The organism is Kitasatospora sp. NPDC004531 (genome assembly GCF_053602195.1).
In genome coordinates, this window is sequence record NZ_JBSGDD010000116.1 from 1 (window position 1) to 18903 (window position 18903).

Genomic DNA, 18903 nt, shown 5'->3' on the forward strand with positions numbered 1-18903 from the left:
GAGGAACTGTGCCTCCGGGCCGGGGCGGGGCGGCGGGGAGGTCGATCTCGGCCAACCGGGGTGCGGCAGCCGCGACTTCGGCCGGTGTCGCGGCGCCGGGCGGCGGCGGGTTTCGGCTGTCCGGCGGGTCTCAGTCGAAGCGCAGATGCCGGATCTTGACGGCGGCGCGGCGCAGGCCGGCGCGCAGGGGTGTGTCGGTGTCGGGGGCGGGGCGCAGGCCGGTCAGGGCGGCGATGCGGTCGGCGACCTGGGTGACGGTGAGCCGGTCGGTGTGCAGGTGGGTGGCGAAGGCGGGTTCGGCAAGGCGGTGCAGGCAGTCGTCGAGGCGGCGGACGGCGAAGCTGTCGCCGCCGGCCGGCGCGGGCAGCCGGGCGAGGCGGCGCAGGTGGTGCACGGGTTCGCGTTCGGCGAGCCGGCGCAGCACCGTGGCGCGTTCGGCGAGCAGCGCGAAGTGCCGTACGTCGTGGCCGAGTTCGCGCAGGCGGCCGACGGTTTCAGTGAAGTGCCCGGGGTCGGTGACGGTCATCGGGACGAGCACCGGCCCGGGGTGCCGCCGGGCGGCGAGGTCGAGCATTTCGACGGTGCCGGTGCGCCACGCGGGCAGGTCCTGGAAGTCGCCGCGCAGGGCGGGCGGCAGCATCCGGTGCAGGCCGAAGCCGAGCAGTTCGGGGTCGCAGACGGCGGCGCCGGGCAGGCGGCGGGCGAGGTTGTGGACGGTCTGCGTCTTGCCGCCGCCGAACGGCCCGTTGATCCACACCAGCACGGCCGGCTCCTCCCGTTGGCGATGTCCGCAGTGACCCTGGCAGCCCAGAATAAATCGTTTGGCGGAGTGCCACGGCCGCTGCTACCTTGCCGGTGACCGTGTGACAGACCGAGGAGGTGGTACCCGTGGATGCGATATCGACGTGGGTGCTCCGCTGCGGGGTCACGGTCGGGCGATAGGTCGTCCGGGAGCGCCGTTCCAGCTGCTCTCCCGAAAGGCACGACCATGCAATTCCTCTCCGAACAGCGCCTCGACGACGGCGTTGTCGAGCGCGAGTTCTCCCTCGGCGGCATTCCCGGCCTGCTGTGGGCTCCCCCGTCCGCGTCCGCGTCGTCCCCGGCGCCGTTGATCCTGATCGGCCCTCCGCCGCTCGGGCTGCCGACGGTGCGGCCCCGGCTGGCGGCGCGGGCCCGGTACTACGCGGCGGAGTTCGGCTTCGCTTCGGCCACCGTGGAGCTTCCCGGCAGCGGTGGGCGGCCTCCGCTGGCGGGTGTCGAGCAGGCCCGGGCCGAGCTGCGGCGGGTGCTGGCGGCGGGCGGGCCGGTCGGCGGCGGGCTCGTCGACGCCCTGGTGCTCCCGCTCGTCGAGGCGGCCGTCCCGGAGTGGCGGGCCGCGCTCGACGCGCTGCTCGCGCTGCCCGAACTCGGCGGGCCCGTCGGGTTCGAGGGCGGCGTGATCTCCATCGGCGTCCGGCTGGCGGCGGTGGAGCCGCGCATCGCCGCCCTCGGCCTGTTCGCGGGGAGCTTCGTGCCCGCCGCGATCTTCGAGGAGGCCCGCCGGGTCACCGCTCCGGCGCTGTTCCTGCTCCAGTGGGACGACGAGAACAACGACCGGCGGGCCGCGCTGGAGCTGTTCGACGCCCTCGGTTCGAAGGAGAAGACCCTGCACGCCAATACGGGCGGCCACACCGGCGTCCCGCAGTTCGAGATCGACGCCGGGGCCCGGTTCTTCGCCCGCCACCTGAGGTAACGCCCGGCGGGCCGTCCCCTACCGCCCGGCGGGCCGTCGCCTACCGCCCGGCGGGCCGTCGCCTACCGCCCGGGGGCGGCCCGGGGCACGGCCTGCGGGAAGTCGAAGAACCCGTCCGGGTCGTAGGCCGCTCTGGCGGCGACCAGCCGGGGCAGGTTGGCGCCGTAGTAGGCGTGGGCGAAGTCGTCCAGGCCGGGGTCCGCGTAGTTGACGTACGCGCGGTCCCCGGCCCACGGCCGCATGGCGCGCCGCAGTCGGCGCAGCCACCGGTCGGCGTCGTCCAGCACGGCGGCCGGGGTGCCGGGGTCGTACGAGCAGTGGTACTGCGCCGAGAACAGCGCGTCGCGGTGGACGAACGCGGTGTCGGCGGGGGCGACGCGTCCGACGGCTCCGCGCAGGCTGTCCAGCAGCACGTAGCCGGTGCCGCCGCCCGCCGCCCTCGCGGTGACTTCCGCCACCAGGGCGTGGACGCCGGCGGGCGGCAGCCGGACGGGGAAGAAGTTGGACGTCGCGACGTACGGCGGGCGCTCCAGCAGGGCTTGCGGGCTCCGGCCGGCCAGCCGGAGTCGGGGCACGTCGCCCTCGCTCGCCGTCATCGACATGATCATCTCCCGGTAGGAGATGACCTCGTTGCCCAGCTCGACCGGTGCGACACCGACGGCGGCGACCAACTGCCCGGCGACGTCGAGCGCTTCGCCGAGGACGTACACCTCCACCCGCAGCGAGCACCCTGCGTCGCCCTCGGCCGTCAGCCGCAGGCACGACCACTCCCGGTCCGGCCGGGCCGGCGCCCAGTGCTGCCAGGCGTCCAGCACCCGGGCCGCGTCGTCCCAGCTCCACCGCAGGGCGGCCCTGGTGATCTCGGTCGTGGGGTGGGTGCGGAAGGTGAACTCGGTGACCACCCCGAAGTTCCCTCCGCCGCCGCCGCGCAGCGCCCAGAACAGTTCCGGCTCCTGCTGCGCCGAGCACTCCCGGACCCGGCCGTCGGCGGTCACCACCACCGCCGAGAGCAGCCGGTCGCAGGTCAACCCGTAGGCGCGGCAGACGGATCCGATGCCGCCGCCGAGGGTCAGCCCGGCGATGCCGACGCTCGGGCAGCTGCCCGCCGGGATGCTCCGGCCCTCGGCGAGCAGCGTGTCGTAGACGTCGATGAGCAGCGCGCCCGCCCCGATCGTGGCGCTCTCGCCGTCGGTGGTGACGGTGATCATCCGGCTCAGGTCGAGCGTGATCCCCGGGCTGGTCGACCACCCGCCGTAGCAGTGCGTCCCGCCGCGCGCCGCCAGCGGCAGCCGGTGGCGCCGGGCGAAGGCGAGCGTCCGCCGCACGTCCTCGACGCCCTGCGCGAGCACCACCGCCTGCGGCCGCACCTCGAACCGCGAGTTGTACGGCAGCCTGGCCACCTCGTACCCGCCATCGCCCGGCCCCACCACCTCACCCTCGATCTCGCGGGCCAACGCGGCCCGGTCGGACGGAGAGATCGTGCGCGGCGTCGGCGTCATCTGCCGATTGTGCGGCCGGGTGTCCGCTGTGACCAGAGGGCCCTGTGGTGCGGGCCGGGTGACGGGGCGACAGCAACTGGACGTCCCCGGGGGTGGTGCGCTGGACTGGTGGGACACCTGAGCTGAGGAGATACCCGTGAGTGACGACGGCTCGTCCGTGGCCGACCTGTGCCGGTGCCTGCCTGTGGGCGGGAGAGCGCGGCGGGTGCGGTTCCACCGGGAGCGGCAGGACACCTCCGCGCCGGGGTGGTTGCGCCTGCTGGAGCTGGTCGGGGAGGCGGCGGCGGACGGGCGGGAGGAGTTCGCGCCGCTGCAGGAGATGACCCCGCAGCAGCGGCGGCAGGTGGTGACGCTGCCGGCGGGCATCGGGGCGTTGACGCGGGTGCGGAAGCTGGTGCTGTACCGGTCGAACCTGGTGCGGCTGCCGGCCGAGATCGGGCGGATGCGCGCCCTGGAGGAGTTCGATCCGTACACCTCGTACCGGCTGCACTGGTTCCCGTACGAGCTGGCGCGGCTGCCCGCGCTGCGCGGCAGCCGCGTCAGCACCCGGGCGCTGTACGGGAATCCGAAGTACCGGCCCGGCTTCCCGGCGCTGGCCGAGCCGGCGGACGGGCCGGATCTCGCGGCGTTGGACCCCGGCACGTGGGGGGCGACGGAGGTGCGGGCGTGCAGTGTGTGCGACGGCCCGGTGACGGAGCTCAGGCAGGCGTGGATATCGCTGCACACCTCGGGCCACGACGTGCTGCCGCTGCTGGTCAACGCCTGCTCGGCGGCCTGCCTGGCGAGCCTGCCGTCTCCGGCGGCGGACCACGTCCCGACCTGGCACCGGGGCGGCCCCGGCCTGGTCCAGCCGCCCGCGTGGTGACAGCCGGGTGACGCAGGCTCCGGTCAGCCCCGGCGCCACCATGTCCTGACGGTCCGCCACCGGCCGCGGGCGGGGCGGGCGGGGTGTTCGGGGCGGGCGGTGAGCAGGGAGCGCCCGTCGAAGCGGCCGCCGGGGGTTTCGACGGGGGCCGTGCGGTCGGCTTCGGCGCGCAGTGCGACGTGCGACGCGTGCGAGGTGCCCCGCACCGCCTCCTCGTAGGCGGCGAGCATGCCGCCCATCGCGGCGGCGGTGCCCGCGCCGCGCCGCCGGACGGCGTGTCCGGCGAGGGCGATCAGGGTCGCCACGGCGGCGGTCGCCGCGAGGGTGATCAGGTAGGGCAGCATCAGCGCTCCGTCGTCCGGTCCGGCAGGTCTCCTTCCAACGTCCGTGCGGGCAGCGGCGGTTCCGCGTCCTGGTCGCCGACGGGGAGTCCGAGGAGCTCGGCGCAGCGGGCGACGCCGGTGAGGTGGATGTCGGTGCGGCGGGTGGGGTGCCAGTCGGCGCGGTCGAGGCGGAAGCGCCGGGTGAGGGCGAGTTCGCCGTGGCGGTTCTCGCGGTCGACGCCGTCGGGGCGGTAGCCGAGGCGGCGGGAGATGGCGAGGGAGGCGGCGTTGTCGGCGAACGCGTGGGAGATCGCCGATTCGGCGGCCAGGCCGTCGAAGGCGAGGTGCAGCATCGCGGCGCGGGCTTCGGTGCCCAGGCCCCGGCCGTGGTGGTCGAGGCCCAGCCAGGAGCCGGAGAGGATCTCGCGGCGGATCGCGTACCCGTGGGTGCGCAGCGACTGGACGCCGACGGGGCGGCCGTCGTCGAAGACCGCCAGTGGCAGCGTCCACTCCTCGGGGGTCCAGTCGGCCTGGGCGCGCCAGTGGGCCTTGAGGACGGCGCGGGCCCGTTCGGCGGGTGGGGCGTAGGACCAGGCGGAGCGGAACGGGCGGGTGCCGGGCCGGACGACGCCGCGGGCGGCGACGTCGGCGAGCTCGGCGAGTTCGGGTTCGGTGGGCAGCCGCAGTTCCAGGCGCGGGGTGCGCACCCGGATGCCGGCGGGCGGCCAGTGGTCGGTCAGCATCGGCTCAGTGTGCCCCGTTCGGGGCGGGTGGTGGTTCGATTTCTGGCATCGCACTCCGCTGGCCTGGTCGGTTCCGGTGGACGGCCGGTCCGCCGCTTCCCTGACGGCGGATAGGCTGGCGCGGCGGCGTGCTGCGGGGCCGGGCACCGCCTCCCATCCTTCGGGTCCGTGCGGGCACCGGCAAGGTGTTGCCTGTTGACAGGGCGGAAGTGTCAACACCCGGGCAACGACGGGGGGAACGCGCCGCCGGGCAGTGACAGCACATCAGGAAGTGGGGGCCGGGCCGGTGATGTTCGGCGAGCGGCTGCGGCGGCTGCGGGAGGAGCGCGGGGTTTCGCTGGCGGAGCTCGCCCGTGCCACCAACTACAGCAAGAGCTACTTGAGTCGGGTGGAGACCGGCCGGCGGCACGGCACGGAGGTGCTGGCGGCGGCCTGCGCCCGGGCGCTGGGGGTGGATGCGGCGCTGCTCGGGCCGCCGGGCGGCCGGCCGGAGCCGGCGGGCGACCCGGTGGCGACCCCGGTGCCGGTGCCGGTGCAGCTGCCGCCCGCGCCGGGCGTGTTCGCAGGCCGCGGGGCGGCGCTGGCGGAGCTGGACTCGGCGCTGTCGGCGGCCCGGGCCCGGTGGGGCGAGGGCGGGCCCCGGGTGTGGGTGATCGACGGGATGGGCGGGGTCGGGAAGACGGCGCTGGCGGTGCGCTGGGCGCACCGGGTGCGGGACCGGTTCCCGGACGGGGTGCTGTTCAGCGATCTGGCGGGGCACGGGAGTTCGGGCTCGCCGCGGGAGCCGGGCGAGGTGCTGGACAGTTTCCTGCGGGCGTTGGGCACCGACCCGGGGACGATTCCGCCGGGGGTGGCGGATCGCAGCGCGCTGCTGCGGACGGTGCTGGCCGAGCGCCGGGTGCTGCTGGTGCTGGACAACGCGGCGGCGCCGGCCCAGGTGCGTCCGCTGCTGCCGGGCGCGCCGGGGTGTGTGGTGCTGGTGACCAGCCGGACCAGGATGGCGGGGCTGGTGGTGCGGGACGGGGCGCGCCGGGTGACGCTCGCTCCGCTGCCGCAGGACCGGGCGGTGGAGCTGCTGCGGCGCACGCTGGGTGCGCAGCGGGTGGCGGCGGAGCCGGCGGCGGCGGACGAACTGGTGCGGCTGTGCGGGCGGTTGCCGCTGGCGCTGCTGGTGGCGGCGGAGCGGGCGGCGGGCCGGCCGGGGCTGCCGTTGGCGCGGGTGAACGAGGAGTTGCGCTCCAGCGGCAACCGGCTGCGGGTGCTGGCGGCGGCGGACGACGGGGATTCGGCGCTGCGGGTGGTGTTCTCCTGGTCGTACCGGGCGCTCGCGCCGGAGCCGGCCCGGGCGTTCCGGCTGCTGTCGCTGCACCCGGGGGCGGCGTTGACGGGGGACACGGCGGCGGCGCTGCTGGGCACCACGGCGGGCAACGCGCGGGAGCTGCTGGACCTGCTGGCGGACGTCCATCTGCTGGAGCCGGACACGCCGGAACGTTTCCGCTTCCACTCCTTGCTCCAGGTGTACGCGCAGGAGTTGGCGCAGACCCAGGATTCGCCGCGGGACCGGGCGGCGGCGCTGGACCGGCTGTTCGACTGGTACCGGCAGGGCGCGGACGCGGCGGGCCGGCTGCTGGAGCCGGGCGGCCGTCCGGTGGCGGGGGCGTCGCTGCCGGGGGTGCGGCCGCCGGTGTTCGACTCGGTGGCGCAGGCGGTGGCGTGGTGCGAGGCGCATCTGGCGGACCTGCTGTCGGTGATCCGGTACGCGGCGCGGGCGGGGCGTCCGCCGGCGGCCTGGCAGTTGCCGTTCGCGCTGTGGTCGTTCTTCCATCTGCGGCACTACCGGGCGCAGTGGCTGAACGCGGCGCGGATCGCGGTCGCGGCGGCGGCGGACAGTGCGCAGCCGCGGGCGCTGACGGTGTCGCTGGTGCTGCTGGGGACGGCGCAGTTGCACGCGGGGCGGCCGGTGGAGGCGGAGATCCATCTGCGCCGGGCGCTGGAGCGGTGCGCGGCCGGGGAGGCCGATCCGGAGAGCGAGTGCGCGGCGCGCAACAACCTGGCGGAGCTGCTGCTGCGTCAGGACCGGGCGGTGGAGGCCCTGGAGCTGCTGGAGCCGGCCTTGGCGCTGGGCCGGGCGATCGGTTACCGGTGGGTGGAGCGGGTGACGCTGACCAACCTGGGCGAGGCGTCGCTGCGGGTGGGGCGGACGGCGGAGGCGGAGCAGCTGCTGCTGGAGGCCCTGTCGCTGCGCGCGGGCAGCGCGGACGGCCGCACCGAGGGCCTGGCGCTGCTGCACCTGGGGACGGTGCACCGGGTGCTGGGCCGGCTGCCGCAGGCGGTGGGCTGTCTGCGGCGGTCGCTGGAGCTGCATCTGGCGGCGGGCAACCGCTGGGCGCAGGGCCGCACCCTGGAGCAGTTGGGGCACGCGTTCGCGGAGCTGGAGCGGCCCGGGGACGCGGCGGTGCTGTGGCAGCAGGCGCGGGAGGTGATGGCGGAGACGGGCGATCCGCGCCGGGCGGGTCTGGAGGAGCTGCTGCGCCCGGCCGGGGGTGGTGACGGCCGGGCGCCGGGCCGGGGTGTCAGCCGACGGGGCTGAGGAAGCGCTCGTTGACGCGGTTGAGGGTGCGGAAGTCGTCGATGGTGACGTCCTGCAGGTCGATGTTGTCGCCGGTGAGGTCCTCCAGGAGGTCGATGAACTCCAGGAAGTCCATCGAGTCGATCAGCCGGGCCTCGATGAGGTCCTCGTCGGGGCCGATGGGGCCGTCCAGGTCGGGGTTCTTCTCGTGCAGCCAGGCGGTGATGCGGTCCATGGGTTCTCCTTCGTGGGGCGTCGGGTCAGGCGCGGACGGCGTCGAGGTGGTCGAGGGCGGCTTCGGCGGTGCCGTGGGCGAGGATCATGGCGTGCACCCAGCGCTCCAGGCCGAAGGCGACGCAGGCGCTGTGGGCGGCGCCCGCGTCGCCGGCCCGGATGTCGAGGCGTTCGCCGAAGAAGTTGCGGTGCCGGTTGACGGAGGCGATGGCGGTGCCGTCGGGGGCGCTGAACTCGTGCTTGACGGGGTCGAGCTTCATCAGCTTCGCGCGGGAGCCGCCCTTGTCGTAGAACGGGTCGTCGGCGGCGGCGCGGGTGAGGTCGAGGCCGAGGCGCTCGGCGGTGGCGGTGATGAACGCGGCGCCGTGCTCCAGGTGGGCGGTGGCGCCCCGGTGGGTGCCCAGGTAGAGCACTTCGCGCATGTGGAAGCCCCACAGGCGGCGCAGCCCGTCGTAGTGGGTCTCGTTGCGGAAGCAGCGGCCGGCGGCGGACAGCCGGACGCCTTCGCCGACGTCCTGGCCCTCGAGTGAGAGCAGCAGGCCGTAGCAGGTGGCGGAGGGCAGCAGGTGGCCGGTGGGCTCGACGGGGCGGCCTGCGGGGTCCTCGCCGGCGGCCAGGCCGTCGTGCGCGTCGGGGGTGAACCGGGCGGCGCTGACGCCGAGGTGCGGGAAGTTGCGGAAGTAGTCGAGCTTGGCGAGTCCGTCGACGGCGAGCAGGGGCGGCCCGAGGACTTCGGGGGCGGCGAGTTCGGCGGCGAGGCCGGTGAGCAGCTCGTCGAGGCCGCGCAGCAGGGCGGTGCGGACGGGGTCGAGGGTGACCAGTCCGGGTCCGGGGTTGGCGAGTCGGACGCCGGGCACGGTGATGGTGCCGGTGGTGCGCATGGCGGGGTTCCCTCTCGGCGGGAGCGGGCGGTCGGGGGACGGCGGCGGTGCACGGACGCGACGGTGTCGGTGTCGGTCGGTGTGCGGTGGACCGTTCACCGGTCTGTCGGTGTGCGGTGGGCCGCTCGGGGCGGGACGGCGCGGATGCGGGCCGTCGTCGGCGGGCGTGCCGGGGTGAGTCCACCGGCGGCGTGGGCCGACGCTCCGTCAGGGACCGGAGCCGAGGGGGACATTAGGACAGATCCCTGCCAATTGTCTAGACCAACTCGCAACCGCACGGAGCTTGACCCGTTGCCGACTCCGGTTACCGGTCAGGAACTTGACAAGGTTTGTGGTCTGGACCAATGTGGCGATCGAAAGCGGCCGCGGCGCCTTCCCGGCGCCGCCCTTCCCCGCCGCCCGTTTCCCCTTGCCCGGCCCCGCTGCGGGGGCCGCCGCGCCCCGCTGCGCCGTCCGTCGGCCCCGGGCGCACCGTCCGACCCGCCGTCCGGGTGGGGTCTCCTCTTCTCACCGGCTCCCTGGAGGGGCTCTTCCATGTCCGCACCGTCCCGCCGCGCCCATCTGTTCCGGGCCGCGAGCGACCGCCCGTACTTCAGCAACGACGGCGAGTCCTACCTCGCCCAGCACACCCTGCGCGAGCTCACCAAGTCCCGGCCGCTGCGGGTGCTCTCCGAGGAGGACTTCGCGCACTGGCAGACCTACGGCTACGTGATCGTCCGCGAGGCGGTGCCGGCCGAGCACGCCCGCCGGATGCTCGACTTCGCCTGGGACTTCCAGGGCCTGGACCCCGAGGACCCGGACAGCTGGTTCGCGGACCGGCCGTTCCGCTCCGCGCTCGACCAGCAGCTGCACATCTACGGCTTCGTCGAGGCGTACCACCACCAGCTGCTGTGGGACAGCCGGCAGAACCGGCGGGTCTACGACGCCTTCGTGGACGTCTGGGACTGCGAGGAGCTGTGGGTCACCCTGGACCGGCTCAACCTGAACCCGCCCAACCGGGGCAACCGCGACCGGGCGCTGATCGACCCCACCGACCGGGGCTTCGACATCGAGCTGCACTGGGACATCGACACCACCCTCGGCGTCCCCCCGCAGCGCGTGCAGGGCATCATCGCGCTGAACGACACCTCGCCGGAGACCGGCGGCTTCCAGTGCAACCCGGAGCTGTTCCGGCGCTTCGAGTCGTGGAAGCTCGACCAGCCCGTCGACCGCGACCCGGTCCGCCCCGAGATCGACCGCGCCGAACTGCCGGTCGTCCGGCCGGACCTGCACCCCGGCGACCTGCTGATCTGGAACGGCCTGCTGGCGCACGGCGTCGCCCGCAACCTGTCCGAGCAGGGCGTGCGCGCCGTCCAGTACCTGTCGATGATGCCCGCGCTGGAGGAGCACGAGCGGCTGCGCAAGTCCCGCGTCGACTCCTGGCGGCACCTGCGCACGCCGCGCTGGAACCGCACCCTGGTGGGCGACCCGGTGCTGCACGAGTCCAAGCGCTACCCGACCGCCGAACTCACCGACCTGGGAAGCAAGTTGCTGGGCCTGAGCTCCTGGCACGAGCCGGCCGTCGCCGAACGGGTGGACCAGTGCGCCGCGTCTGCCTGACCCTGCCCACCAACCGGGCCTGCTCCCCCGCGCTGCGCGCGCTGGCCGACGAAGCGGCGTACGGGGCGCGGGAGTTCGACGTCCGGGTGGAGCTGCTGGTGCTGGACTCCTCCCCCGCCCCGGTGCGCGTGGAGCACGCCGCGGTGCTGGCGGCGCTGCCGCCGGCGCCCGGCGTGCGCGTCCACCACTTCGACGAGGACGCCCAACGCGCCTTCCTCGCCGACCTGGCGGCCCGGGCGGGGCTGCCCGAGGCCCGGCTGCTGGACCTGCTGCTGCCGGACGCCGTCTCCTACGGGGCGTGCACCGACCGGGCGTTCCTGTTCGCCGAGGCGCTCGGCTGCGACTCGGTGCACCGCCGGGACTCCGACAGCCGCTACCAACTCCTCGACGGCGCACCGGTGTTCCCGATCCACCAGGAGCTGGCCGCGCTCGGCCTCCCGGCCGCCGAGGTCGCCGAACGCCTCGGCGGCGGCCGCCTGGGCCGGCTCGGCCCGCGCGCCGCGACGCTGCCGGTGGCGCTGGTCGGCGCCTCGTTCATCGGCGAGCTGTCGGTGGACGTGGCGGAGATCCTGGCCCGCGACCCGCAGGTGCACGCCGAGCTGGTCGGCCTGTCGCTCCCGCCCACCACCCCGCCGCTGTGGCGCCCGCAGGCCGTCCGGGACGCGTTCCGCGGCGCGGGCGCCGAGGCGTTCACCGCCGACCGGGCCGCGCTCGGGCCGGTCGCCCCGAACCGCATCGACATGTGCAACGTGGCGCTGGGCCGCGAGCTGTACGGCCGGGTTCCGCTGCCGCCCGCGGTGGAGACCATCGGCAGCGACTACTTCCTGCTGCACCTCGCCCAGCAGGCGGCCCTGCCGGGCGTGCTGCACAACCGGCACATCGTCAACTTCCACACCGGCGAGCGCCGTTCTGGCCCCGGCAAGGTCGCCTACCACCTGCGACTGGCCCGCTTCCTGCTGCTCTCCCGCCGCCTGGGCGAGCTCTACCCGCGCCTGGCCGGGGCCGAACTGCTGGACGGCGAGGGCCGGTTGGACGCCGCGGCGGTCGCGGCGGCGGTGCGCGACGTCGCGGGCCCGGCGGGCGACGGGCCGGACGCCGAACGGCTGGACACCGTCGAGGACTGCTACCGGCGGCTCGGCGGCGACTGGACGGCCGTCGCCGACGCGATCGCCGCCCGGCGCGCGGAACTGCCGGCCCGGGCCCGCGCCGACCTGCACGACTTCGCCGAACTGATCGACGCCTGGGGGCCGTTGACGGCCGCCGCGCGCGCCGGCACGACCGTTCCGGCCGGGGGGTGACGGACTCCCCCGCCCCTGTCGATCAGCGACCGATCCGCGACCGATCCGCGACCGATCCGCGACCGATCCGCTTCCGAGAAGGACTGCGAGCGACCCCTTGTCTCCCTCCACCTCCCGTACCGTCACCGTCCGCTGGGCCGGCGGCGAGCCGCGCCGCGGCCCGTTGACGCTCGGCCAGACCAACATGATCCGCTGCATCCTGCGCGACGGCGCGGCCGACGTCGACATCCACGACGTGTGGCCCGTCCCGCCGGGTGCGGGCCTTGCGGCGGTGATCGACGCGCTGCGGGCGCTCACCGTCCGGCACGAGGCGCTGCGGACCGTCTTCCCGCACCCGCCCGGCAAGCTGCCCACCGAGCAACTCGTCGCAGCGGAGGGCGAGTTCACCGTCGCCGTGCACGAGGTGCGGCCGCTGCCGGCCGACCCGGCGGGGTACGCCGACGCGCTGGCCCGCCAGGCCCGGCTCGCCCCGTTCGACCTCGGCCGGGACCATCCGCTGCGGGCCACCGTGCTCACCTCGGACGGCGTGCCCGTCCGCCTGGCCCTGGTCGCCGGGCACGCGGCCGCCGACGGCAGCGCGCTGGCCGTGCTGCGCGAGGAGTGGACGGCGCTGCTGAACGGCGAGCCGCTGCCGCCGGCGGACGCCGCGCTGACGCCGCTCCAGCTGGCCGAGGAGGAGGCCGCCCCGGCCGGGCAGCGCAAGGCCGCGGCCTCGCTGCGCTACTGGGAGCGGGTGCTCGCCACCGGCCCGCAGGCGATGTTCGCCGAGCCGCGCGCCCGCCGCGCCGGCGGCCCCGCCCCGCAGCTCACCCTGCGCTCGGCGCGCGGCGGCAAGGCGCTCGACCGGGCGGCGAGCCGACTCGGCGTGCCCGCCTCGACGGTGCTGCTGACCGCCTGGTGCGCGCTGGTCGCGCACCGCGCCGGCCAGTCGGCGTACGTCGGCGCGGTGCCCACCGCCAACCGCTACAAGTCCCAACTGGCCCGTACCGTCACCCCGTTGTCGCAGGACGCGCTGCTCCTGCTGGACGTCTCCGTGCCCGGCTTCGACGCGCTGCTCGGCACGGCCTGGGCGGCGGCGCTCAACGCCTACCGGCACAGCCGCTTCGACGCGCTGCGGCTGTGGCGGATGATCGACCGGACCACGACCGGGCGGGGCAGCCGCTTCGGCCGGGACGTGGTCTACAACGACGTCTCCGGCCTGCCCGGCGCGCTGCGCCCGGCGGCCGCGACGGCCGACGCCGACCCCGAGCTGGAACTCGTCTGGGGCCCCGAACAGGCCCTCCCCACCGGCCTGTTGACCTTCGTCTACCGCACCGACCCGGTGCTGCACCTGGCGCTGTGGCCCGACCCGCAGCTGTTCGACCGGGCGGAGGCGGCCGGGTTCCTGGCCGGCCTGGTGCGGCTGCTGGAGGCGGTCGCCGACGGCGACGTGCCGCTCGCCGACCTGACCGCGCTGACCGGCGTCCACCCGGCCGAGCGCGGCGGCGACTGGCAGCTGACGGACGGCTGCTGGGTCTCCCCCGCCGCCGTCGCGGACGCCCTGTCCGACGCGCTGGACGGCCGTCCCGTCCACGTCACCGCCGACCTCACCGCGCACCTGGCCGGCGCCACCCCCGAGCAGGCCCACGCCGCGCTGATGCGCCTGCTCCCCGACCGGCCGGGCGTGCTCGCCCCGCGCCGCTACCGGATCGTGCCGCACGCCCCGGCCGAACCCGGCCGCACCGATGCCTGGCTGTCGCAGCCGGCCCTCCTGGAAGGAAGCGGCCGCCCGGCGGCCGACCCCACATGACCATTGACGACCTGACCGATTCCGCCGCTCCCGCCGCTCCCCCGGCGAGCCCGTGGCGCTCGCACCGCTTCCGGCTGCTGTTCCTGGCCCGCAGCTCCTCGCTGTTCGCTGACGGCATGCTGATGGTGTCGCTGACCGCCGCCGTGCTGCGCTCGGGCCACGGCGAGAGCGGCGTCGGCTACGCGCTGGCCGCCTGGATGGCCCCGATCGTGCTGCTGGTGCTGTTCGGCGGCGTGCTCGCCGACCGGGTCGGCCCGCGGCTGATGATGGTCGGCGCGGACGCCGTCCGGATGCTCGCCATGCTGCTGCTGGCCCTGCTGCTCGCCACCACCGACGTGACGCTGTGGCAGATCATGGCGCTGATGGCGCTGTCCGGCGCGGCCACGGCGATGTTCCAGCCCGGGCTGGCGGGCATCGTCCCGCAGGTCGCCGAGGACATCCAGCGGGCCAACGCGCTGCTGCGCGTCTCCGAGGCGGTGTGCACCCTGCTCGGGCCGGGCGCGGCGGGCCTGGTGGTGGGCTACTGGAGCGTGTCCGGTTCGTTCGCCGTCATCGCGGCGGCGTTCGCGCTCAGCGCGCTGGGCCTGCTCCCGTTGCGCGGCCTGCGCGCGCCGGGGGCCGAGGCCGACGACCCCGAGGCCCCGATCTGGCGCCGACTGGCCGTCGGCTGGCGGGAGTTCAGCTCCCGGCCGTGGCTGTGGGGCGTGATCGCGGTCTGGTCGGTGTACGGGCTGCTGGTGTTCGGCCCGGCGCTGCCGCTGGGCGCGGTCGCCCTGACCGACCAGCACGGCAGCGCCGGCTACGGCTGGATCGCCTCCGCCGACGGCGCGGGCACCATCGTCGGCGGTCTGCTCGGCATGCGGGTGCGCCCGGCCCGCCCGCTGGTCGCCGGGGCCTGCGCGATGCTGTTCTTCTCGCTCAACCCCCTTGCCCCGGCGCTGCATTGGCCGTTCCTGCTGACGGCCGCCACCGGCCTGGTCGCGGGCTGCGGCTTCGCCTTCTGGGGCGTCATGTGGTCGACCAGCGTGCAGACCCACATCCCGCTGGGCGTCCTCAGCCGGGTCTCCGCGTACGACGTGGCGGGCTCCATCATGGTGATCCCGGTCGGCCGCGCGCTGTCCGGTCCGGTCGCCGCCGCCTTCGGCACCGACGACGTGCTGCTGTTCTCCGCCCTGGCGGGCCTGTTCCTGCTGGGCCTGATGCTGGCGCTGCCCGCCGTCCGCTCGCTGCCGCGCACCCGGGCCTGATCCCCCGGCCTACTGCTCGCCGGTCCGGGCCAGCAGGCCGCCGAGGGCGGTCCGGCGGTGCAGCACGGCCTTTCCGGCGCGGGTGGTGGAGATCAGTCCGGCCCCGCGCAGGGCGGCCGTGTGGGCGGAGACCGTCGCGGCGCTCACCCGCAGGCGCCGGGCGAGCTCGGACGTGCTGTGGTCCTCCGCCAGCAGGTGGAGCAGCTCCGTCCGGGTCGCGCCGAGCACCTTGGCGAGCGCCTTGGGCCCGGCGGGGCCGCCGGGCTGCGGGGGCAGGCCGGGACCGGCCGGGTAGGTCAGCACCACCGGCCGGTGCGGGAGGTCCGACAGCAGCGGGCCGCCCGTCCAGTGGAAGGTCGGCAGCAGGAGCAGGCCGCGCCCGCCGAGGCGGATCTCGCGCGGCGGGCCCGGCGCCTCCCAGGAGCCGCCGTCCAGCCGGGCGCCCGGGAGCAGCCCGGTCAGCAGCGGGCCGGCTCCGGTCTCGGCGAGCTGCACGGCGCGGTGCACGAACTCGGCGCGGTGCAGGTCCTGCACCTGCCCCCACACCGGTGCGAGCAGTGTCTCGAACGCCGCGCGGTGCGCCCTGCCGAGCACCCGCCGCGCGCCCGCGTCGCCCCGGGCCAGGTCGCGGATCCACCCCGGCGGGGGCGTGCCCGCGTGGACGCGTTCCAGTTCGGCGGCGAGCTGGGCCGCCGGGGTCGAGCGGACCTGCTCCAGCGCGCCCGCGAGGTCGTCCGCGACCACGTCCAGGAAGCTCGGCGCCCGCCCGGCCGGGACGAGGTCCGCGAGCGGCGCGGCCGCGTTCGGCAGGGTGCGCAGCATCTTCCGCCGCCAGGCGCCGTGCAGCAGTTCGCCGTCCTGGCGGCACATCGTCGCCAGCGCCGCGTGCAGTTCCTGGAGCGGCGCCGGCCGGGGCATCAGCCGGACCCGGGCGAAGTCGTCCGGTGTGAAGTGGATCCGCAGCACAGCGCCCCCGCGTGTCGAACCGGCAGTGTCCGGGGCCGCCATCCTTGAGCCCGTGGCCTCAAGGATCGCTCCCGTACCGCCCGGGGCGGCAGCATCCCCCTCATGATCCATGACTTCCCGCTCGGCCGGCGCACCGTCGCCAGGTCGCTCCTGCTGGGCCCGGCCGCCCTGCTGCTGGGGCTCGGCGACCGGCCCGCCCGCGCCGCCGGCCCCGCCCCGCTCGTCCTGCCCGCGCCCACCGGCCGCCACCCGGTGGGGTGCCGGTCGGTGTACCTGGTCGACGCCGCCCGGCGCGATCCGTGGGACGCCTCGATCCCGGTGCGGGAGTTGATGCTGACGTTCTTCTACCCGGCGCGCGCGGTGGCGGGCCTGCCGCCGGCCGCGCAGCTGCCTCCGCTGGCGGCGGCCGTGTTCGGGCAGGTCGCCCCGCACGGGCCGCTGCGGCTGCCGGCCGCCGGGGTGGACTGGGCGGCCACCCGCTGCCACGCGTTCGCGGACGCCGAGGCGCTGCCGGGCCGGCGTCCGGTGCTGGTGTTCAGCCCGGGCGGCGGCGACCCGCGCGGCCTGGGGACGTCCCTGGCGGAGGACCTGGCCAGCCACGGGGCGGTGGTCGTCGCGGTCGACCATCCCGGCGACGCGGCCGCCGTCGAGTTCCCCGGAACCACGGCCTTCCGGGACGACCCGGTGCGGGCGACGGTGTTCCGCGACGACCCTCGGCAGCGTCCCGACCTCGCCCGCACGATGATCGCCGCCCGCGTCGCCGACCTGCGCTTCGTCCTGGACCGGCTCGGGCGGCCCGCCGAACTGCCGCTGCCGCGCGGGCTCGCCACCGCGATCGACCCGCGCCGGGTCGGCCTCCTGGGGCACTCGGCGGGCGGCAGCGCCGTCTCCGAGACGCTGTTCGAGGACCGCCGGGTGCGCGCCGCGGTCAACCTGGAGGGCTTCCTCGACCATCCGCCGCTCGGCCCCGGCGCCGACCCCGAACCGTTCCCCGTCACCGTCGGCGGGATCGACCGGCCGCTGCTCCTGTTCGGCACCGAACTCTTCGACCGCCGGGCGGAGTTGGACCGATCGTGGTCCGCCCTGGCCGCCCGCTCGCCCCACCGGGTCCGCACCGCCCGCCTGCCCGACGCGGCCCACTGGGCGTTCACTGACCTCGCCGCGATGGTCCCGCAGCTCCAGGCCGCGGGCCTGACCACCGCGGCGGACCGGGTGGCGACGGTCGGCCCCGCCGCCCCGCCCGCCACGATCCCGGCCGTCCGCCGCACGGTCCGGGCCTTCTTCGCCCGGCACCTGGCCGCCCGACCGTCCGCGCCTTCCGGAGCGGCGCCCGCGGGAGAAGTATTTTACGGGTAAAGCATCTGTTAATCTCTTTGTATGCTCGAACGGTCCCGGCCCACTCCCCGCATCCCCGTGCCTCCTCTGCGCCAGGTGCTGAGACTGGGGAGCCCGGCGGACATCTGGCACAAGCCCGCGCTGAGCGCCGTCGTCGCCATCGGGACCGTGAACCTCACGCTGCTCGCCCTCGGGCGGCTCGACCTCGCGCTCTACACGACGGCGGGCTCCCTGTGCGCGCTCTACGGGCACGGGCTGCCGTACCCCGCGCGGGCGCGCACCGTCGCGGGGGTGGCGGCGGGTACCGTCCTCAGCACGGGCGTCGCGCTCGCCGCCGCCTCGCTCACCGGTTCCGTCGCCGTCCTGGTCGCGGTCTGCGCCGTCCTCGCCGCGCTCCACAAGCTCGCCTGCGAGGCGGGCCGGGTCGGGCCGCCCGGAGCCCTCATCGTGACGTTCACCAGCACCACCTGCGCCTTCGTGCCACAGCGTCTCGCCGAGCTGCCCGCGCACCTGGCGCTCACCGCGGGCGGCGCCGCCGTGGCCTGGCTGGTCTGCATGGCGCCGGCACTGGTGCGGCCGTTCGGGCCCGAGCGGATCCTGACGGCGCGCGCCCTCGAAGCCGCCGCCCGCCTCCTGTCGAGCGAGCCCGACCGCCGCCCCGCCGCGCGCACGGCGCTCGCCGCCGCCGTCAACGCCGCCCGCCATGCCCTCGCACCGCAGGCCCGGCCCGCCGTCGCCGAGCCGCGCCGCGAGACCGTGGCCGGGCTGGAGCGCCTGCTGGTGCGCAGCGAATCCGCCCTGGGCCCGGCGCGCCCCGACCCCGAGACCGCCGCCCGGTACCGCGCCTGGGCCCGCGACCTGCGGCGCAACCGGCCGCTGCCGGCCGTCGCACTCACCGCCGCCGAGGACGCCGAACTGCGCGGCGCCGACGAGGCGGCGGCCGTGCGCCCGCCCTCGCGGTGGCAGGCGCTGCGCCCCGGCTCGCCGCTGCTGCCGATCGCGCTGCGGGTCGCGCTCGGCTGCGCGGCCGCCGGCTGGGCGTCGATGGCGCTGGGGGTCGGCCGGCCCGGCTGGGCGGTGGTCACCGCCGCCTCGATCTACCAGGCGAGCGCGGGCCTGTCCTGGCAGCGCGCGCTCCAGCGGGTGCTCGGCAACCTGCTCGGGCTGCTGGTCTTCACCGCGCTGCTCCCGCTCTCCCGGACGGGACAGCTCGCGCTGGTGCTGATCGCGCTGGCCTGCAACTTCGCGACCGAGGCGACGATCGCCCGCAGCTACTGGGTGGCCAGCGCCTTCGTGACGCCGATGGCGCTGCTGATGACCGAGTTCGCCGGCTACCAGGACCCCCGGACCCTGGTCACCGACCGCTGGCTGGACACCTGCGTCGGCGCCCTGTTCGGCCTCGCCGCCTGCCTGGTGGTCACCAACCGCCGCACCAGCACCCGCCTCGACCGCGCCCTCGCCGCGCTGGTGGCCGCCACCGAGTCGGCCCGCACCGCCGTCTCCCACCCGCCGGCCGCCGCCGCGGCCCGCCGCCGCCTCTCCCACGCGCTGGTGGAGGTGCGCGAGGCCACCGACATCGCCTCCGGCGAGTGGTGGCAGCGCGCCCTGCCGCAGCTCCGGATCGCCCGGGCCGAGCAGGAGGGGCACGGGCAGCTGGCCGCCATGCTCGACGGGCGCGACCACGGGCGCGAGCCGTCGCCGGCCTGCCCCTAGGGCCTGTCCGGTCGGTCTTGTCGGATCAGCGCGCGGCGTCGGGCGCCCGGCTGGGAGTGCCGGCGAACCGTCCTCGTACTGGGTGTACTTGGATGGTTTGCCGGTGCTTC

Annotated in this window: 16 protein-coding genes; 9 read left to right on the top strand and 7 right to left on the bottom strand. The window is 76.0% G+C overall.

What is annotated here, in order from left to right; translation table 11 throughout:
• Nucleotides 1-130 precede the first annotated feature (130 nt).
• A complete protein-coding gene (locus ACWEMJ_RS30515) occupies nucleotides 131-763 on the bottom strand; it encodes an AAA family ATPase (protein ID WP_452140362.1) in 633 nt (210 codons plus the stop codon).
• 225 nt (nucleotides 764-988) lie between these two features.
• Here ACWEMJ_RS30515 and ACWEMJ_RS30520 point away from each other — a divergent pair, with 225 nt between their 5' ends.
• Nucleotides 989-1732, top strand: coding sequence for an alpha/beta hydrolase (locus tag ACWEMJ_RS30520; protein ID WP_452140363.1), 744 nt, complete (start codon nucleotides 989-991; stop codon nucleotides 1730-1732).
• Nucleotides 1733-1794: 62 nt separating this feature from the next.
• Here the strand turns inward: ACWEMJ_RS30520 and ACWEMJ_RS30525 are convergent, their stop codons facing one another.
• Nucleotides 1795-3231, bottom strand: coding sequence for an FAD-binding oxidoreductase (locus ACWEMJ_RS30525; protein WP_452140364.1), 1437 nt, complete (start codon nucleotides 3229-3231; stop codon nucleotides 1795-1797).
• Nucleotides 3232-3367: 136 nt separating this feature from the next.
• On the opposite strand from ACWEMJ_RS30525, the gene ACWEMJ_RS30530 reads away from it, so the two are divergent.
• Entirely contained in the window at nucleotides 3368-4096 is a 729-nt protein-coding gene (locus ACWEMJ_RS30530) for a leucine-rich repeat domain-containing protein (RefSeq protein ID WP_452140365.1), read from the top strand.
• Nucleotides 4097-4119: 23 nt separating this feature from the next.
• Here the strand turns inward: ACWEMJ_RS30530 and ACWEMJ_RS30535 are convergent, their stop codons facing one another.
• Nucleotides 4120-4440 carry a hypothetical protein gene (locus tag ACWEMJ_RS30535; RefSeq protein ID WP_452140366.1) on the bottom strand — a complete coding sequence of 107 codons (321 nt, stop codon included), beginning with the start codon at nucleotides 4438-4440 and terminating at the stop codon, nucleotides 4120-4122.
• Nucleotides 4440-5162 carry a GNAT family N-acetyltransferase gene (locus tag ACWEMJ_RS30540; protein WP_452140367.1) on the bottom strand — a complete coding sequence of 241 codons (723 nt, stop codon included), beginning with the start codon at nucleotides 5160-5162 and terminating at the stop codon, nucleotides 4440-4442. Before ACWEMJ_RS30540 ends, ACWEMJ_RS30535 begins: the two co-directional genes overlap by 1 nt.
• 253 nt (nucleotides 5163-5415) lie before the next feature.
• On the opposite strand from ACWEMJ_RS30540, the gene ACWEMJ_RS30545 reads away from it, so the two are divergent.
• Entirely contained in the window at nucleotides 5416-7752 is a 2337-nt protein-coding gene (locus tag ACWEMJ_RS30545) for a helix-turn-helix domain-containing protein (protein ID WP_452140368.1), read from the top strand.
• On the opposite strand, the gene ACWEMJ_RS30550 is transcribed toward ACWEMJ_RS30545, so the two are convergent.
• Both ACWEMJ_RS30550 and ACWEMJ_RS30555 read right to left on the bottom strand, forming a co-directional pair.
• The gene (locus tag ACWEMJ_RS30550) at nucleotides 7736-7966 is read right to left on the bottom strand and encodes an acyl carrier protein (RefSeq protein WP_452140369.1); all 231 of its coding nucleotides are present in this window, start codon (nucleotides 7964-7966) and stop codon (nucleotides 7736-7738) included. The two genes, ACWEMJ_RS30545 and ACWEMJ_RS30550, sit on opposite strands and share 17 nt — an antisense overlap.
• 25 nt (nucleotides 7967-7991) lie before the next feature.
• Nucleotides 7992-8846 (bottom strand): hypothetical protein, encoded by an 855-nt coding sequence (locus ACWEMJ_RS30555; RefSeq protein WP_452140370.1) that lies wholly within the window; start codon nucleotides 8844-8846, stop codon nucleotides 7992-7994.
• Nucleotides 8847-9380: 534 nt separating this feature from the next.
• On the opposite strand from ACWEMJ_RS30555, the gene ACWEMJ_RS30560 reads away from it, so the two are divergent.
• The 4 genes from ACWEMJ_RS30560 to ACWEMJ_RS30575 all read left to right on the top strand — a co-directional run bounded on the left by ACWEMJ_RS30560 (nucleotide 9381) and on the right by ACWEMJ_RS30575 (nucleotide 14779).
• Nucleotides 9381-10445, top strand: coding sequence for a phytanoyl-CoA dioxygenase family protein (locus ACWEMJ_RS30560; RefSeq protein WP_452140371.1), 1065 nt, complete (start codon nucleotides 9381-9383; stop codon nucleotides 10443-10445).
• On the top strand, nucleotides 10427-11743 hold the full coding sequence (locus ACWEMJ_RS30565) for a DUF6271 family protein (protein WP_452140372.1): 1317 nt from the start codon (nucleotides 10427-10429) through the stop codon (nucleotides 11741-11743). Before ACWEMJ_RS30560 ends, ACWEMJ_RS30565 begins: the two co-directional genes overlap by 19 nt.
• Before the next feature lie 97 nt (nucleotides 11744-11840).
• Entirely contained in the window at nucleotides 11841-13532 is a 1692-nt protein-coding gene (locus tag ACWEMJ_RS30570; protein WP_452140373.1) for a condensation domain-containing protein, read from the top strand.
• The gene (locus tag ACWEMJ_RS30575; protein ID WP_452140374.1) at nucleotides 13529-14779 is read left to right on the top strand and encodes an MFS transporter; all 1251 of its coding nucleotides are present in this window, start codon (nucleotides 13529-13531) and stop codon (nucleotides 14777-14779) included. Before ACWEMJ_RS30570 ends, ACWEMJ_RS30575 begins: the two co-directional genes overlap by 4 nt.
• A gap of 9 nt (nucleotides 14780-14788) precedes the next feature.
• On the opposite strand, the gene ACWEMJ_RS30580 is transcribed toward ACWEMJ_RS30575, so the two are convergent.
• Complete coding sequence (locus ACWEMJ_RS30580; RefSeq protein ID WP_452140375.1) at nucleotides 14789-15745, bottom strand: ArsR/SmtB family transcription factor; 957 nt, start codon at nucleotides 15743-15745, stop codon at nucleotides 14789-14791.
• Nucleotides 15746-15847: 102 nt separating this feature from the next.
• On the opposite strand from ACWEMJ_RS30580, the gene ACWEMJ_RS30585 reads away from it, so the two are divergent.
• Nucleotides 15848-17101: an alpha/beta hydrolase family protein gene (locus ACWEMJ_RS30585; RefSeq protein WP_452140376.1), complete on the top strand. Its 1254-nt coding sequence runs from the start codon at nucleotides 15848-15850 to the stop codon at nucleotides 17099-17101.
• Between the two features lie 75 nt (nucleotides 17102-17176).
• Nucleotides 17177-18793: an FUSC family protein gene (locus tag ACWEMJ_RS30590; protein ID WP_452140377.1), complete on the top strand. Its 1617-nt coding sequence runs from the start codon at nucleotides 17177-17179 to the stop codon at nucleotides 18791-18793.
• The last annotated feature ends 110 nt before the right edge of the window (nucleotides 18794-18903 follow it).